This window comes from Cupriavidus taiwanensis LMG 19424, from assembly GCF_000069785.1.
GTDB lineage: Bacteria > Pseudomonadota > Gammaproteobacteria > Burkholderiales > Burkholderiaceae > Cupriavidus > Cupriavidus taiwanensis.
The window spans coordinates 571933-586853 of the sequence record NC_010530.1; the positions used below are offsets into that span (position 1 = coordinate 571933).

16 protein-coding genes are annotated in these 14921 nt (G+C 68.1%); 9 read left to right on the top strand and 7 right to left on the bottom strand.

The annotated features are described in order from the left end of the window. Positions 1-22 precede the first annotated feature (22 nt). The 4 genes from RALTA_RS18280 to RALTA_RS18290 all read left to right on the top strand — a co-directional run bounded on the left by RALTA_RS18280 (position 23) and on the right by RALTA_RS18290 (position 2469). Positions 23-994 (top strand): Bug family tripartite tricarboxylate transporter substrate binding protein, encoded by a 972-nt coding sequence (locus tag RALTA_RS18280; RefSeq protein WP_012355372.1) that lies wholly within the window; start codon positions 23-25, stop codon positions 992-994. Between the two features lie 402 nt (positions 995-1396). Beyond that, complete coding sequence (locus RALTA_RS18285; RefSeq protein ID WP_012355373.1) at positions 1397-1987, top strand: hypothetical protein; 591 nt, start codon at positions 1397-1399, stop codon at positions 1985-1987. Between the two features lie 111 nt (positions 1988-2098). Next, positions 2099-2263 (top strand): hypothetical protein, encoded by a 165-nt coding sequence (locus RALTA_RS30330; RefSeq protein WP_012355374.1) that lies wholly within the window; start codon positions 2099-2101, stop codon positions 2261-2263. Further along, entirely contained in the window at positions 2260-2469 is a 210-nt protein-coding gene (locus RALTA_RS18290; protein WP_012355375.1) for an S-layer family protein, read from the top strand. Before RALTA_RS30330 ends, RALTA_RS18290 begins: the two co-directional genes overlap by 4 nt. Before the next feature lie 92 nt (positions 2470-2561). Here RALTA_RS18290 and RALTA_RS18295 read toward each other — a convergent pair whose 3' ends face one another. The 5 genes from RALTA_RS18295 to RALTA_RS18315 all read right to left on the bottom strand — a co-directional run bounded on the left by RALTA_RS18295 (position 2562) and on the right by RALTA_RS18315 (position 8141). Then, complete coding sequence (locus RALTA_RS18295) at positions 2562-3428, bottom strand: FAS1-like dehydratase domain-containing protein (RefSeq protein WP_012355376.1); 867 nt, start codon at positions 3426-3428, stop codon at positions 2562-2564. A gap of 42 nt (positions 3429-3470) precedes the next feature. Then, positions 3471-4295: an HpcH/HpaI aldolase/citrate lyase family protein gene (locus RALTA_RS18300; RefSeq protein ID WP_012355377.1), complete on the bottom strand. Its 825-nt coding sequence runs from the start codon at positions 4293-4295 to the stop codon at positions 3471-3473. Between the two features lie 8 nt (positions 4296-4303). After that, on the bottom strand, positions 4304-5686 hold the full coding sequence (locus RALTA_RS18305) for an MmgE/PrpD family protein (RefSeq protein WP_012355378.1): 1383 nt from the start codon (positions 5684-5686) through the stop codon (positions 4304-4306). Positions 5687-5766: 80 nt separating this feature from the next. Then, a complete protein-coding gene (locus RALTA_RS18310) occupies positions 5767-6963 on the bottom strand; it encodes a CaiB/BaiF CoA transferase family protein (protein WP_041232462.1) in 1197 nt (398 codons plus the stop codon). 8 nt (positions 6964-6971) lie between these two features. Continuing rightward, positions 6972-8141: an acyl-CoA dehydrogenase family protein gene (locus RALTA_RS18315; protein WP_012355380.1), complete on the bottom strand. Its 1170-nt coding sequence runs from the start codon at positions 8139-8141 to the stop codon at positions 6972-6974. 494 nt (positions 8142-8635) lie between these two features. Here RALTA_RS18315 and RALTA_RS18320 point away from each other — a divergent pair, with 494 nt between their 5' ends. Then, on the top strand, positions 8636-9103 hold the full coding sequence (locus RALTA_RS18320) for an MgtC/SapB family protein (RefSeq protein ID WP_041232463.1): 468 nt from the start codon (positions 8636-8638) through the stop codon (positions 9101-9103). Between the two features lie 194 nt (positions 9104-9297). After that, positions 9298-9801: a DUF2628 domain-containing protein gene (locus RALTA_RS18325; protein WP_012355382.1), complete on the top strand. Its 504-nt coding sequence runs from the start codon at positions 9298-9300 to the stop codon at positions 9799-9801. Positions 9802-9816: 15 nt separating this feature from the next. On the opposite strand, the gene RALTA_RS18330 is transcribed toward RALTA_RS18325, so the two are convergent. Continuing rightward, positions 9817-10719 carry a LysR substrate-binding domain-containing protein gene (locus RALTA_RS18330; protein ID WP_012355383.1) on the bottom strand — a complete coding sequence of 301 codons (903 nt, stop codon included), beginning with the start codon at positions 10717-10719 and terminating at the stop codon, positions 9817-9819. A 191-nt stretch (positions 10720-10910) separates the two neighbouring features. On the opposite strand from RALTA_RS18330, the gene RALTA_RS18335 reads away from it, so the two are divergent. From RALTA_RS18335 to RALTA_RS18345, 3 genes are all read left to right on the top strand, one after another. Further along, positions 10911-11825 carry an SDR family NAD(P)-dependent oxidoreductase gene (locus RALTA_RS18335; protein ID WP_012355384.1) on the top strand — a complete coding sequence of 305 codons (915 nt, stop codon included), beginning with the start codon at positions 10911-10913 and terminating at the stop codon, positions 11823-11825. Continuing rightward, positions 11825-13069, top strand: coding sequence for a CaiB/BaiF CoA transferase family protein (locus RALTA_RS18340; protein ID WP_012355385.1), 1245 nt, complete (start codon positions 11825-11827; stop codon positions 13067-13069). Before RALTA_RS18335 ends, RALTA_RS18340 begins: the two co-directional genes overlap by 1 nt. Before the next feature lie 241 nt (positions 13070-13310). Next, positions 13311-13517, top strand: a complete 207-nt coding sequence (locus tag RALTA_RS18345) for a DUF6494 family protein (RefSeq protein WP_012355386.1) — start codon at positions 13311-13313, stop codon at positions 13515-13517. Positions 13518-13535: 18 nt separating this feature from the next. On the opposite strand, the gene RALTA_RS18350 is transcribed toward RALTA_RS18345, so the two are convergent. Beyond that, positions 13536-14732 (bottom strand): AraC family transcriptional regulator, encoded by a 1197-nt coding sequence (locus RALTA_RS18350; RefSeq protein WP_041232464.1) that lies wholly within the window; start codon positions 14730-14732, stop codon positions 13536-13538. Between the last annotated feature and the right edge of the window lie 189 nt (positions 14733-14921).

Genomic DNA, 14921 nt, shown 5'->3' on the forward strand with positions numbered 1-14921 from the left:
GCCATTCTGGAGGAGAACACAAATGAAAACATGGAAGACGCTGGCGGCACTGACCGCCACGCTGCTGCTGCAGGGCGCGGCATGGGCCGCGGACGCCTACCCGTCGCGGCCGGTCAAGCTGCTGGTCGGCTACGCGCCCGGCGGCCCGGTCGACACCGCCGCGCGCATCTACGCCGAGCAGCTCGGCCGCGTGCTCAAGCAACCGGTGGTGGTGGACAACCGCGCCGGCGCCAGCGGCGCGATTGCCGCCGACATGACCGCCAAGGCAGCGCCGGACGGCTACACGCTGTATTTCGTCGCCAGCCCCACCATGACCATGACGCCGCTGATCCAGCACTCGGTCAACTTCAACCCGGTCAAGGACTTCACCTACATCGGCCTGATCACCGACTACACCAACGTGCTGCTGGTGAACAAGGACTTCCCGGCGAAAAACGTGGGCGAACTGGTCGACTACGCGCGAAAGCATCCCGAAGGGGTCTCGTTCGGTTCCGCGGGCGTGGGGGCGTCCAACCACCTGTCGGCTGAACTGCTGGCGCAGATGAACAACGTAAAGATGCTGCACGTGCCCTACAAGGGCAACGCGCCGGCGATGGCCGACGTGATGAGCGGCAAGGTCACGTTCATGTTCGACATCACCGGCACCGCCATCGGCCATATCAACGGCGGCAAGGTGCGCGCGCTGGCGGTCACGTCGAAGACCCGCAACCCGGCACTGCCCAACGTGCCGACCATGATCGAGTCGGGGCAGAAGGACTATGACCTGACCGGCTGGTACGCGCTGGTGGGGCCGCAGAAGCTGCCGGCCGATGTGGTCGACAAGCTGGTCAAGGCGCAGAAGGCGGTGGGGGAGGATGCCGCTTTCCGGCAGCGGATGAGTGCCGGGGGGTATGACGTCAACATCAGCACGCCCAAGGCGCTGGGGGACAGGATCCAGCGGGAGCTGGCGTTGTGGGGTGGGGTGGTGAAGAAGGCGAATATTCAGGCGGACTGAAAAGATTTTTGGGGTTGGCGCGATGGGGCCGGCGGGAAGCCGGCCTTTTCGCTTTTTTTGGGGCGAGATTCGGGGAAATGCGCCGTGTTGATCGGGCGTTTTTTGCTCTCGCGAGCCGCGTCGTCCTTTTCCCTTCGAAATGATTTTGTAGATCCGAAATTTCCAAAGATTATTCGGAATGCTCGGATCGCAATGTTCTGTGTGTCCTTTACAGGCACGCAGATTTATGCAGAAATTATCCCATCCATCGCATAAAGCCAGCGTTTTCATTGTTTCATAAATTTTAAGGCAAGTCCGATAGACGCATTAGTCTGGAAAACGGTTAATTCGTTCACTGCCGGCAATCCCTTGTGTGGATGCCGTCAGGAGGAACGAGTAACCCATCCGGAGAGGACTTGAGCAATGAAGAAATTGGCGATGTACGTAGGTCTGGTTTCCAGTGTCGCGCTGTTTGCCGCCTGCGGCGGCGGAGGCGATGATGGCAATGGCGGCACGTCCGCACAGGCACAGTCTGGCGCAAATGGCGGCGCGTCCAGCCCAACCCCCACGCCAGCGCCGGCCGCATTCTCCTGTCCCGATAGCTACAGGAAGCTGACGCTGTCCAACAGCTCGGTGCAGAACGCCAACATGTCCATCGTGACGGATGACGGCATTGCCAGGCTGACCGTCAAGACGCCTGCCACGGACCTCGCCAATGTCACGATCTGCCTCGGCAAGCCGGTACCCACCCCTGCCGGTGTCGTTGCCGACTACGTCTATGAGGTCAAGGCCGACGGTGGCTATGCCAGCCTGCTCAACCCGCAGATCAGCCTGACTTTCACCACCCCGACAGTTCTTGCAGCCGCGCCGGTCATCGAAGTGGCTCAGAGCACCGCCAATGGTGTCACCTATACCGCCGCGCCAGGCAGCAATGGCACCGTGAACGGCACCAATGTGAACGTGACTGCTTCGGCGCCCGCTGCCGGCGTGTACGTCGTTCGGCTGCCGCACTGATTCCCCAGTTTCAGCCAGGTACCAGGCCGCGCGTGAGCGCAGCCTTACACCGCAACCCGCGCAGACAGTGGATGCCCTGCCGGCCATCGCCTCAGCCAGCCGAACTGGCACATGACCGCGCAGGACATCTCCGTTACCACCGTCAACCGCCGCGGCGAGACCGTGACCGGCAGCGGCGTCGCGCGCGGCGACGCCACTGCCAGCCTGATTCGTGGCGCAAGCGGAAACACTGAGCGGCCGCAGACCCTGGGCATGGCAGGGGGCGGTTTGCCATGACGCAGAAGCGCCTGGGGGACGGCTTCTATGAGCAGAAGCTGATTCGCGACCAGGTGACGCAGCTCACCGGGCGCACCTGCCTGGCGGGCTACAGCGACGAGATGGAAGAGTACAAGGCGCTGATGACCGACGGCGCGACCTACGCCAAGGCGTTCCACCCGGTGCCTGGCATCGGCCTGTCCGTTCGCGGGCACGCCGGCATATAAGCCGGCGGCCTTTCACACCGCCAGCGTGTCAGGCGGATTCCAGTTCGTCTTCCAGTACTGACGGCGGCGCTGACCGCCCGCAGCCCCTGCCTTTACCCCTCCACCTCCGCCCACCCCTGCATCGCCTGCCCGCCGGCATCATCACCCGTCCACAGCACCAGCCGCCCCGGCTGCGCCGGATCGGCCGCGCCACCGACCGTGATGGTGTCCTGATCGAACAACGGCGCCAGCCCGCGGAAGCCGAAGCGGCGCACGCGTGCCTTGGGCTGCTCGCGTGCTACCAGGTCCAGCATTAGCATGGCCTGCATCGGGCCGTGTACCACCAGGCCGGGATAGCCTTCGACGTCGCGCGTGTACTGGCGGTCGTAATGGATGCGGTGGCCGTTGAAGGTCAGCGCGGAATAGCGGAACAGCATGACCGGATCGGCCTGCAGCGTGCGCTGCCATTGCGCGGTCTGTTCCAGCCGCGGGCGTGGCGGTTGCGGCTTGGTCGGGTCGGGCATGGCGCGGTAGACGATGTCGTGGCGCTCGTTGACCGCGATGTTGCCGTTGACGGTCAGTTCGTGGTCGACGGCGACGAACCAGAGTTCGCCGGTGCGGCCGGTCTTGTACTGGACGTCCCGGATGGTGGAGGTGCGCGTGACGGTGTCGCCGATATGCAGCGGATGGCTGAAGCTGACTTCGCTGCCGGCCCACATGCGGCGCGGCAGCGGCACCGGGGGCATGAAGCCGCCGAGGGTGGGGTGGCCGTCGCGGCCGAGTTCGCGCTGTGGCGCACGCGGCAGGAAGTAGAGCCAGTGCCACAGCGGCGGCAGCGGGCCGGCGGCGATGGCTTCGGGATCCAGGTCGAAGGTCGCGGCCAGGCCGGCGACCGGTTCCGGCGACAGCGTTTCGGTGCGCGTTTCGCTGCGGCCGATCCAGCCGCGCAGGCGTTCGAGTTCAGGGGTGGCGTCAGTCATGGCAAGTGGCCTTCGGTTGCATGAGGGGAGTTGGGTGCCGCGCTATTGCGCGAGCGCCAGCAGCCGGCGGGCTTGTTCGATCACGGGGCGGTCGACCATCTTGCCGTCGACCTGCACCGCGTGGCTGCCGCTGGCGGTGGCGTCGAGCACGCGCCGGGCCCAGTCCAGCTGCTCGGGGCTGGGCAGGAAGCCGGCGCGGACCGCGCCCAGTTGTGCCGGGTGGATGCACAGCTTGCCGGCAAAGCCGAGTTCGCGCGCGTAGGCGACGTCGCTGGCGAGCACGGCTTCGTCCTTGAGCGCGGTGGTGACGCCGTCGACCGGTGGCGGCAGGCCGGCCACGCGCGAGGCCAGCACGATGCGCGCACGGGCAAAGGCGAGCGCGTCGCGGGTATGGCTGCAGCCCAGGTCGACGGCATAGTCGAGCGAGCCGAAAGCCAGCCGCGCCACGCCGCTGGCGGACGCCACGGCGTCGACCTGGTGCAGGCCGAGCGCGGTCTCGATGATGGCGACCAGCTCGCCCTGCGGGTTGATCGCTTGCAGGGCCTGGGCGATGGTGTCGAGCGCGGTGGCATCCTCGGCCTTGGGCACCAGCAGCCCGGCCAGCGCGGTGCCCGCGGGCAGTGCGCGCAGCCAGGCCAGGTCGGCGGCAAAGGCGGCCGAGGCGCTGTCGTTGATGCGCACGAAGGCGCTGGCGCCGGGCCGGCCGGCCAGCCATGCGGCGATGGCTTCGCGCGCCGCGGGCTTGGCGTCCGGATGGACCGCGTCCTCGAGGTCGAGGATCATCACATCGGGGCCGGCGGCGGCGGCCTTGTCGAAGCGCTCGGGCCGGTCGCCCGGCACGAACAGGTAAGTGACGGCAGTGGACATGGGGGTTCTCAGCGCGCGGCGGGCAGCCAGTCGTTGACGTTCGGGGCCTGCTCCAGCGCCCACACGCGCTGGATGATGGCGCGCATCTCGGCCTCGCTCGCGCCCTGGCGGAACGCGCCCAGCTGCAGCGCCTTGGCTTCCAGTTCCGGGCGCGAGAGGGTGTTGTCGGGATCGCCCTTGGGTACGTCGACGCGCGCGGTCAGGGTGCGGCCGTCGGTGGTCTTTGCCGTCACGCGGCCGATCCACTGGCGCGGGTAGGCGGCGTTGATCTCGGCGTCCAGGTCCATGTCGACCTTGCCGCGGAATGCGGCCACCGCGGGGTCCTGCAGCGCATGCTGCTCGAACTCGGCCAGGCCGGCGTGGCCATGCAAGGCCACCAGTCCCAGCACCGTGCCCATCGAGAACTTGGCCTGGTGAATGGTGGCGGGATTGACCACGGGGCCGAGCACGTCGATGGCGCCCTGGTGCACGTGCGTGGTGACGCTGGCGATCTGGTCGGCGGCAACGCCTTCGCGCTGCATCAGCGCCTTCAGCGCATCGGCGGCCGGGTGGGTGTGGCGGCACGAGGCGAAGAACTTGAACGAGGTCTCGGCGGTGGCCCAGCGCGTGCCCAGGCCATCGGTCAGGCAGGCGGGATTGGCATCGCTCGACATGCCGGCGGCCATGCCCTGTGCGCCTTCGAGGATCTGCTTGGCGCCGGTGAAGCCGGCGCGCGCCAGCCAGGCCGACTGCAGGCCATCGGCCGCGGCCTTGGCGGTGTGCAGCTGCTTGGAGTCGGCGGCGTCGCGCAGGAATTCCCACAGGCCGGCGGCCTGCGTGCCGGCCGAGCCCAGCGCCTGGTTAATGCCTTCGGCATCGAGGCCGAACAGCTTGGCCACTGCCGCGGCGGCGGCCAGCGTGCCGACGGTGCCGGTGGTGTGGAACACGCGGTAGTGCGAGCGGCCCATGAATTCGCCGATGCGGATGCCGGCTTCATAGCCGGCGATCGACGCCAGCAGCACCTCGGCGCCGGTCTTGCCCTCGGCCTGCGCGGCGGCCACCACGGCCGGGAACACCACCGCGGCGGGATGCAGCACCGAGCCGTTGTGCACGTCGTCCTGCTCGACCACGTGCGACGACGCGCCGTTGATCAGCGCGGCGAAGTAGGGCGAGGTGCGGCGGCGGTCGACCAGCACTTCGGCGGCGCCGTCGGACGGGCCCATGGCCGCGGCGAACTCCTGCAGCTTGCGCACGGCCGGGGCGTCCTTGCCGGCGATGGCCGAGGCGATCCAGTCGAGAAACAGGTCCTTGGTGCGCTCGATCACGGCCGCGGGCACGTCAGCCAGCTTGAGGTTGGCCAGGAATTCGCAAAGCTGGCGGGTCGGGTAAGTGGTGTCTGCGGCTTGGCTCATGCCGGCTCCGGAGATTGAAAAGTGCTTGCGGAAAGAGTAGGGCGCCCGCTTGCTGGTTTGCTGCGGGCGCCGGTGTCGGCTCAGATGGTGTGCTTGCTCGCCAGGGCGTCGATGTCGGTCTCGGCGTAGCCCAGCTCGGCCAGGATGCTGCGGCTGTGCGCGCCCAGCGCCGGCACGTCGCCCATCACGGGCTCGACGCCCGACAGGTTGGCGGGTGGCAGCAGCGCGCCGATCGGGCCGTTCGGCGTATTGACTTCGCGCCAGCGCTGGCGCGCCTGCAGCTGCGGGTGGTTCCACACCGCCTCGATGTCGTTCATCGGCGCATTGGCGATCTGCGCCTGGTCCAGCAGCGCCTCGGCCTGCGCCACCGTCAGCGAGGCAAAGCGTGCTTCGATCAGCGCGGTCAGTTCGGGGCGGTTGCGCACGCGCGCGGTATTGCTGGAATAGCGCTCGTCCTGCGCCAGCGCGCGGTCACCGAGCACGATCTCGCAGAAGTTGGCGAACTCGCGCTCGTTCTGCACGCTGAAGATCACGCTGCCATTGCTGGTGCGATGCACGCCGTACGGGGCGATGGTCGGATGCGAGGCGCCGAAGCGCGCCGGCGGCGTGCCGCCGTAGTGGCCGAAGTACAGCACCTGGTTCATCCACTCGGCCATCGCCTCGAACATGGTCACCTGCACGCGCAGGCCCTTGCCGGTGCGGCCGCGCTGTAGCAGCGCCGACAGGATGCCGCTGTACGCGTACATGCCGGCCGAGATGTCGGCGATCGAGACCCCGGCGCGCGACGGCTCGTTCGGGCCGCCGGTCAGGCCCACCAGGCCGGCGGCGGCCTGGATCAGCAGGTCGTAGGCTTTCTTGTCGCGATAGGGGCCGGAGTCGCCATAGCCGGAGATGTCGCAGACGATCAGCTTCTCGTACTTGCCGTGCAGGGTGTCGAAATCCAGGCCCATGCGCGCGGCGGCGCCCGGGGCGAGGTTCTGCACCAGCACGTCGGCATCGGCCAGCAGCCGGTGCAGGATGGCCTGCGCTTCGCTGTCCTTCAGGTCCAGGGCCAGGCTCTCCTTGCCCCGGTTGAGCCAGACGAAGTAAGAGGCCTGGCCGTGCACCGACTGGTCATAGCCGCGCGCGAAGTCGCCCACGCCGGGCCGCTCGATCTTGATCACGCGCGCGCCCAGGTCGGCCAGCTGGCGCGTGGCGAAGGGCGCGGCCACGGCGTGCTCGAGCGAAACCACGCGGATGCCGTCGAGCGGGCGGATGCCTTGGGAGGAGTGAGACATTAGGGTTCTCAGAACGAACGCGGCAACTCGAGCACATGCTCGGCCACGTAGGACAGGATCAGGTTGGTGGAGATCGGCGCGACCTGGTACAGGCGGGTCTCGCGGAACTTGCGCTCGATGTCGTATTCGGCGGCAAAGCCGAAGCCGCCATGCGTCTGCAGGCAGACGTTGGCGGCTTCCCATGACGCATCGGCGGCCAGCAGCTTGGCGATATTGGCTTCCTTGCCGCACGGCCTGCCGGCGTCGAACAACCGCGCCGCCTTGTAGCGCATCAGGCTGGCGGCCTCGACATTGACGTACGCGCGCGCGATCGGAAACTGCACGGCCTGGTTCTGGCCGATCGGGCGGTCGAACACGATGCGGTCGCGCGCGTAGTTGCTGGCGCGCTCGACGAACCAGTAGCCGTCGCCGATGCACTCGGCGGCGATCAGGATGCGCTCGGCGTTGAGGCCGTCGAGGATGTACTTCAGCCCCTTGCCTTCCTCGCCGATCAGGTTGTCGGCGGGGACTTCCAGGTTGTCGAAGAACAGCTCGTTGGTCTCGTGGTTGACCATGTTGCGGATCGGCTTGACTGTCAGGCCCTTGCCGATGGCATCGCGCAGGTCGACCACGAATACCGACAGGCCGTCCGACTTGCGTTTGACCTGGTCCAGCGGCGTGGTGCGCGCCAGCAGCAGCATCAGGTCCGAATGCTGCACGCGCGAAATCCATACCTTCTGGCCGTTGACGAGGTATTTGTCGCCCTGGCGCACCGCGGTGGTCTTCAGCTTGGTGGTGTCGGTGCCGGTGGTGGGCTCGGTCACGGCCATCGACTGCATGCGCAGCTCGCCCGAGGCGATGGACGGCAGCCATCGCAGCTTCTGCGCGTCGGAGCCATGGCGCAGCAGGCAGCCCATCACGTACATCTGGCCGTGGCAGGCGCCGGAATTGCCGCCGCTGCGGTTGATTTCCTCCATGATGACCGAGGCTGCCGTCAGCGACTGGCCTGAGCCGCCGTAGGCTTCCGGGATCAGCGCCGACAGCCAGCCGGCCTGTGTCAGCGCCTGCACAAAGCTCTCGGGAAAGGCTTCCTGCTCCTCCACCCGCTGCCAGTACGCCGAATCGAAGCCCGCGCACAGGTCACGCACCGCCTCGCGGATTTCGGGGTAGAGCTGGTCGGGGTCCTGGTCTGCGTGCATGGTCGCCGGGTCGATTGGAACTGGAGGCCATTATTCCCGAGCCCCCTGCACGCTGAAATTCGGATTTGCGAAAGAGCGGCTTAGGGGCGGCTTAGGTGGGCAGCAAGCGTCGCAGCGGGGCGGCGCCGCCATGCAAGACGCCCGGCGAACCGGGCGTGCAGGTGTGGCGCGCGGGGCGCCGATAGAGGGTGGGGCGGTGACGCGGCACCGCCTGCAGGTCAGTGGACGAAGAGCCAGATCAGGATCAGGACAAAGGCCGGAACACCAAGTAGCCAGGCGAGGATATAGGGCATGGTGCAACTCCATGGGAGGACTGTGGTTGGTGATTCCAATATAGGAATGCCGCGCCGGCGGGACTGTCGGGAACCTTCCGCTTGCCGTGTAGGACGCCGCCGCACAAGCCGCGGGCGCGCCGATGTGGCGCACAAGTCTTGCCGCGCGCCAGGTGTGCCGTGCTACGCTCAGGCCTGCACCGTTAGTCTCCGGAGTTGGCGATGGAGTCTGTCTGGATCGATATCTTCCGTACCTTTCGCGCGGAATTTGCCGATGTGCCGGACGCGGCCGAGGCAACCCGCATCCTGGTGCGGCTGACCATGGCGGTGCTGCTCGGCGGCGTGATCGGCTACGAGCGCGAGTCTTCCGGCAAGGCGGCGGGGCTGCGCACCCATATGCTGGTGGCGCTGGGCTCGGCGCTGTTCGTGCTGGTGCCGCTGCAGGCGGGCGTGCCGCTGGCCGACATGAGCCGGGTGCTGCAGGGGCTGATCGCCGGCATCGGCTTCCTTGGCGCCGGGGCCATCCTCAAGCAGAACGACGAGGCCCATATCAAGGGCCTGACCACCGCGGCCAGCATCTGGATGGTGGCGGCCATCGGCGTGGCGGCCGGGCTGGGGCGCGATACCACCGCGGTGATCGCCACGGTGTTCACCCTGGTCATCCTGCAGATCCTGCAGCGCTGGAAGTAGCGACGACGCACCATGGAGCGGTGCGCCGGTCTGTGCCCTTGCGCGCCGAGCTGGCGCTTTTCACCGCTTTCCCGCGACCAATGCGCGCGGAATGCGCGCCGGCGCACACAGCCGGGGCCTCGCCCGCCCTATGCTGTCGCACAGGCTGTGCCAGCAAGTCGGGGCACCGCCGACGCAGCAGAGGGGAGGTTGGCATGCAAGCATCGATCCGTGACGACGCGGCGCTGGCCGCATTCGTGGGGCCGCGATTTCCGTACTACGGCGAGCGCTGGTCGGTGGCCGAGACCCACGGCGGCATCTCGTGGAACTGGGCGGCCTGCCTGCTGGGCCCGTTCTGGATGGCTTACCGGCGCATGTACTGGCAGGTGGGGGTCTATGCCCTGATCGTCGGCGCCGAGCCGCTGCTGCACGCATGGTTCGGCCTGCAGCTCCCGATGGCGGGCCGGCCGCTGATGTACGCCATGGCGCTGCTGCTGGGCCTGTATGGCAACGAACTCTACCGCTGGCATGCCGAGGCGACCATCCGGCATCTGCGCCAGTACCACTACTCGCCCGAGCTGGTCAACGACTCGCTGGAGCGCCGTGGCCGCACCAGCTGGCCGGGCGTCGTTGCCATGGGCGTGCTGCTGGTGCTGATGGTGGTATCGCTGCGCCCGCTCGCGGCGCTGATGGTCCAGGGCGCGCCGGGCGCCGGCTGAACCGGCCACGGCGCGCTACACGGGCTCGCGCGCGGCGTCGACCAGGTACTGGATCAGGGTTTCGGCGAACTGGGGCAGCTCGCGCCCCGGCCGGCGCACCAGGCGCAGCTCGCGCCGCGCCCATTCGTCTTCCAGCGGGATAAAGCGCAGCACCTTGCGGCTGGCGTAGCGGCGCGCGCAGCTGTTCGGCACGATGGCGATGCCCGCGCCGGCCTCGACCATGCGGCATACCGCATCGAAGCTGCCCACCTGGATCCGCAGGCTGATGCGCTTGCCCATGCCGGCGGCAATGCGGTCGAGGAACGACTGGATCGCGCTGAACTGGTTCAGCCCGACGAAGCGGCAGGTATCGAGCAGGTCGGCGAAATGCAGCCGCTTGAAGGTCGGCAGCGGATGGTTGACCGGCGCGATCACGATCAGCGCGTCGCTGCACAGGTGCATCGCATCCAGGTCCTGCGTGGCGACCTCGCCGGCGACGATGCCAAGGTCCGCCGCGCCGGCGCTGATCGCCGACACGATCTCCTGCGACAGGTGCTCTTCCAGCTCGATGTCCACGTCCGGGTTCTCGCTGAGGAAGCGCGACACCCCGGTGGCGAGGAACGAGTTGGTGGCGGTGGTGTTGGCCAGCAGCCGCACGCGCCCCTTCACGCCCTTGGCATACGGCCGCAGGTCGGCGTGCAGGCATTCGAGTTCGCGGAAGACTTCGCGCGCGTGCCGCAGCAGTGCATCGCCCGCCGGCGTAAGCCGCACGCCCTTGACCTGGCGGATCAGCAATTGTGTCTGGAACGCCTCTTCCAGCTGCTTGATCCGCGTGCTGGCCGCGGGCAGCGACAGAAAGCTGCGCTCGGCGGCACGGGTCAGGTTCTCCGTCTCGCCGACATTCAGGAAGAGGCGGAGGTCGGTCAGGTCGTAATGCATGGGCTTCTGTCAGGCCAAAGGCCAGTTTTGTGATTCGTGAATTCCAATGGGTCGGGCGTCAATTTATCGTATCCGCTGCGGCGTGGACATCCGGATTGACCGCACAGGGCAGGCGCTGCGCGCGGCGCGGGGCTGTTTCGCCGGGTTTGCGGTCGGTGACCGCACAAAAAAGCATTCAGAGGAGCAACACAATGAGCGGTTTGATGGCAGGCAAGGTCGCGCTGGTGACGGGCGCTGGGGGTGGGATCGGACGCGGCATCGCGCTCGCCATGGCGGCCGCGGGCGCCAGGGTGGTGGTCAATGACCTGGGCGTGTCGATGTCTGGCGAAGGCGGCGACTCCGGCCCCGCGCAGCGCGTGGTCGAGGAAATCCGCGCCGCCGGCGGCGAAGCCGTGGCGAACACCGACAGCGTGTCGACCTGGGCCGGCGCCAACGCCATCGTGCAATGCGCGCTCGACAACTTCGGCCGCATCGACGCCGTGGTCAACAACGCCGGCAACCTGCGCGACCGCATGTTCTTCAAGATGAACGAAGAAGAATGGCGCTCGGTGATCGACGTGCACCTGAACGGCACCTTCTTCGTCAGCCGCGCCGCGGCCAACTACTTCAAGGACCAGGAGAGCGGCGCCTACGTGCACATGACCTCCACCTCGGGCCTGATCGGCAACCTGGGCCAGGCCAACTACTCGGCGGCCAAGCTGGGCATCGCCGCGCTGTCGAAGTCGATCGCGCTGGACATGCAGCGCTTCAACGTGCGCTCGAACTGCATCGCGCCGTTCGCGTGGAGCCGCATGACCAGCTCGATCCCCGCGGAAACGCCGGAAGAAAAGGCGCGCGTGGCCAAGCTGCAGAAGATGGAAGCGGGCAAGATCGGCCCGGTCGCGGTCTACCTGGCCAGCCCGGCGGCGAGCGAGGTCAACGGCCAGATCTTCGCGGTGCGCGCCAACGAGATCATCCTGATGAGCCAGCCGCGTCCGGTGCGCTCGGTCCATATGAGCGAAGGCTGGACGCCGGAGTCGGTGGGCGAGGTCGCCATGCCGGCGATGCGCAGCAGCTTCTTCAAGCTGGAGCGCTCGCCCGACGTGATCAGCTGGGACCCGATCTGATGGCGGGCGCTCAAGCCCCGGCGCGCGGCGCGCTGGCCGGCGTGCGCGTGCTGGACCTGTCGCGCATCCTGGCCGGCCCGTGGTGCGCGCAGAACCTGGCGGACCTGGGCGCCGAGGTGATCAAGGTAGAGCGCCCCGGCGCCGGCGACGATACCCGTTCGTGGGGGCCGCCGTGGCTGCCCGGCGCGGACGGGCAGCCGTCGCGCGACGCCACCTACTTTGCCGGGGCCAACCGCGGCAAGCAGTCGGTCACGCTGGATATCGCCAGCCCGCAGGGGCAGGAGATCGTGCGCGAGCTGGCCGCGAAGTCGCAGATCGTGCTCGAGAACTACAAGGTCGGCGACCTGAAGCGCTACGGGCTGGACTATGACAGCCTGAAGGCCGTCAACCCGGCGCTGGTCTACTGTTCGATCACAGGCTATGGCCAGACCGGGCCGAGCGCGCACAAGCCCGGCTACGACTTTATCTTTCAGGGCCTGGGCGGCCTGATGAGCGTCACCGGCGAGCGCGACGACCTGCCCGGCGGCGGGCCGCAGAAGGTTGGCGTGGCAGTGGTCGACATGCTGACCGGCATGTATGCCACCGTGGCGGTGCTGGCCGCGCTGCGCCATGCCGAACGCACCGGCGAGGGCCAGCATATCGACATGGCGCTGCTCGACGCGGTGGTCGCGGTCGGCGCCACCCCCATCATCGCGCAGCGCGTCACCGGCCAGGCCATGCCGCGCTACGGCAACGCGCACGCCAACATGGTGCCCTACCATGTGTTCGCCACCGCCGACGGCTACATGATCGTCGCGGCCGGCAACGACGGGCAGTGGCAGGCCTATTGCCGCGGCGTCGAGCGTCCCGATCTGGCCGCCGACGCGCGCTTTGCCACCGGTCCCGGCCGCATCATCCACCGCGACACGCTGGTGCCGCTGCTCGAAGCGCATATGCGCACGCGGCCGACGGCGCACTGGGTGCAGGCGCTGGAAGCGCAGGGCATTCCGTGCGGGCCGATCAACGACTACGGCCAGGTGCTGGAAGATCCGCAGGTGAGGCATCGCGAACTGCAGGTCGACCTGGTGCGCGACGACGGGAGCTTGTGTCCGACTGTCAAGAGCCCGCTGCGGCTGTCGGCCACCCCGGTGCAATACGATGCGCCGCCGCCGCGGCTGGGGCAGCATACGGAGCAGGTGCTGGAGACGGTGCTGGGGCTGTCGGCAGAACGTATTGCGCAGTTGCGCGAGCAGGGCGTGGTCTAAGGGCGATTGGGTGGTTTGGCTTGCTTGGCGGGCGTGGCTGTTTCGCCGGCGTAGCCGGCGACCTCCTTTCTGTCCGAGCCCTCCATGTCAGGATAGATGTCGCCCCCGTCCCCGGACTTCCGCTATGAACCTGATTCCATTCTGGATTACGTGGCGGCCACGGGCATCGCTGCACATACGTCGCCATTGGCGTAGGCTGTCCGGATAGCGGCGTCATGCCGCTTCCTTCCCGGAGACAGCCATGGACGAAGAAACCTTCAACCTCAGCATCCGCAAGTTCCTGAAGGTGGTCGGCGTGAATTCCCAGCGCGAGATCGAGCAGGCTGTCGCCCGCGCCCTGGCCGACGGCACGCTGGCCGGCAACGAGCACCTGCCGGTGTCGGTGACGCTGGAGCTGGCGGCGGTGAAGCTGCAGGCGCGCTTCGACGGCGAGATCCGGCTCGGGTAGGCCGGCAGCCCGCGCCGGCTACGCCGCCGGCACGTTCTCCGCACGCATTCCCCGCATCCGGTATTCCCCCGGCGCCACGCCAGTCCATTTCTTGAAGGCGCGGTGGAAGGTGCTGGGCTCGGAAAAGCCGAGCCGCAGTGCCACGTCCTGCAGCGTCATGCCCGGGCGCTCCATCATGCCGATGGCGACGTCGCGTCGCAGGTTGTCCTTGATGCTCTGGTAGCCGCGGCCTTCGTCGCGCAGGCGCCGGCGCAGCGTTTGCGGCGTGAGCCGCAGCCGCTGCGCCATCTGCTCCAGCGACGGCAGTTCGCCGTCCAGGTGCGAGCGCAGGTGCTGCCGGATGCGTTCCGCCAGGCAGCTGTTGTCGCGGTAGCGGATCAGCAGGTTGCGCGGGGTCTCGCGCAGGAACTCACGCAGGCTGGCGGCGTCCTGCATCACCGGCAGGCGCAGCGAGGCCGCGTCGAAGTGCAGCGCGGTGACGGGCTGGCCATAGCTGACCGCGGTCTTGAACACGCGCTCGGTATCGGTGCGGCCCGGCGAGGCGGCGGCGCTCAGCTCGACGCGCGTCAGCGGAATCTGCCCCGCCACCAGCCAGCTGACCACCGCGTAGGCATGGAACACGAAAGTCGATTCGGCGAAGCTGCGGCAGGCCGACGCGGGCGCGCGCGGATGCAGCACCACCGCGGCGGTCTTGCCGTCGGCGGCCACATGCAGGCGCGGCGCGAAGGCGTCGATATGCTGCCGGTACAGGCGCAGCCCGGTGCGGATGGCGTCTTCGAGCGTGGCGCAATCGACCAGGCTGCGGCACACCTGCGCAAACACGCCGGGCGTCACGGGCCGGTCCAGCAGTCCCCACAGTTCATCGCGCATGACCCGGCGCAGCGTGCGGATCAGCGCCGCATACTGGCCCTGCGTCACGCGCGCGCTGGGCGAGGCCAGTAGCGCCGGCGAGATGTCCGCGCGCCGCAGCAGGGCTTCGATGTCGTAGCCCAGCCGGCGCCCGCCCTGCAGGATGTGCGTCACATGCTGGATGGCGATGGTGTGGCGTGCCGGCGCGGGCGTGCCGGCTTCCACCGTCGCGCCCGACGCGCGCACCGGCCCCAATGCGGGGCCGCCGCCGTCGCCACGCAGGCCGGCAGGCGGCAGGGCGTGGCCGGACATGTGCGGCTTGCCCGGCATCGGCGGGCGCGGCGATGGCATAACGGCTGTTTGCATGGGTCTCCTCGTCACGGCGACGCGCCGGTGCCCGCCCGTGCGGGCGCTTCCCGGCTGTCCTGGGCCTCTGGCCACATCCTGGCGCCACCTTAGCAAGCCCGCGCGGCGCCGCACAATCGGGATTTGCCAAAGCCTGCCTTTCGCCTGAGCGATTCGGCCAATCATTTTGGCGCGTCTGGTCATTGTCCA

What these genes read in the sequence shown, in the direction of transcription:
- RALTA_RS18280 (WP_012355372.1), top strand. Translation starts at nt 23, where the DNA reads ATGAAAACATGGAAGACGCTGGCGGCACTGACCGCCACGCTGCTGCTG.
- RALTA_RS18285 (WP_012355373.1), top strand. Translation starts at nt 1,397, where the DNA reads ATGAAGAAATTGGCGATGTACGTAGGTCTGGTTTCCAGTGTCGCGCTG.
- RALTA_RS30330 (WP_012355374.1), top strand. Translation starts at nt 2,099, where the DNA reads ATGACCGCGCAGGACATCTCCGTTACCACCGTCAACCGCCGCGGCGAG.
- RALTA_RS18290 (WP_012355375.1), top strand. Translation starts at nt 2,260, where the DNA reads ATGACGCAGAAGCGCCTGGGGGACGGCTTCTATGAGCAGAAGCTGATT.
- RALTA_RS18295 (WP_012355376.1), bottom strand. Translation starts at nt 3,428, where the DNA reads ATGACTGACGCCACCCCTGAACTCGAACGCCTGCGCGGCTGGATCGGC.
- RALTA_RS18300 (WP_012355377.1), bottom strand. Translation starts at nt 4,295, where the DNA reads ATGTCCACTGCCGTCACTTACCTGTTCGTGCCGGGCGACCGGCCCGAG.
- RALTA_RS18305 (WP_012355378.1), bottom strand. Translation starts at nt 5,686, where the DNA reads ATGAGCCAAGCCGCAGACACCACTTACCCGACCCGCCAGCTTTGCGAA.
- RALTA_RS18310 (WP_041232462.1), bottom strand. Translation starts at nt 6,963, where the DNA reads ATGTCTCACTCCTCCCAAGGCATCCGCCCGCTCGACGGCATCCGCGTG.
- RALTA_RS18315 (WP_012355380.1), bottom strand. Translation starts at nt 8,141, where the DNA reads ATGCACGCAGACCAGGACCCCGACCAGCTCTACCCCGAAATCCGCGAG.
- RALTA_RS18320 (WP_041232463.1), top strand. Translation starts at nt 8,636, where the DNA reads ATGGAGTCTGTCTGGATCGATATCTTCCGTACCTTTCGCGCGGAATTT.
- RALTA_RS18325 (WP_012355382.1), top strand. Translation starts at nt 9,298, where the DNA reads ATGCAAGCATCGATCCGTGACGACGCGGCGCTGGCCGCATTCGTGGGG.
- RALTA_RS18330 (WP_012355383.1), bottom strand. Translation starts at nt 10,719, where the DNA reads ATGCATTACGACCTGACCGACCTCCGCCTCTTCCTGAATGTCGGCGAG.
- RALTA_RS18335 (WP_012355384.1), top strand. Translation starts at nt 10,911, where the DNA reads ATGAGCGGTTTGATGGCAGGCAAGGTCGCGCTGGTGACGGGCGCTGGG.
- RALTA_RS18340 (WP_012355385.1), top strand. Translation starts at nt 11,825, where the DNA reads ATGGCGGGCGCTCAAGCCCCGGCGCGCGGCGCGCTGGCCGGCGTGCGC.
- RALTA_RS18345 (WP_012355386.1), top strand. Translation starts at nt 13,311, where the DNA reads ATGGACGAAGAAACCTTCAACCTCAGCATCCGCAAGTTCCTGAAGGTG.
- RALTA_RS18350 (WP_041232464.1), bottom strand. Translation starts at nt 14,732, where the DNA reads ATGCAAACAGCCGTTATGCCATCGCCGCGCCCGCCGATGCCGGGCAAG.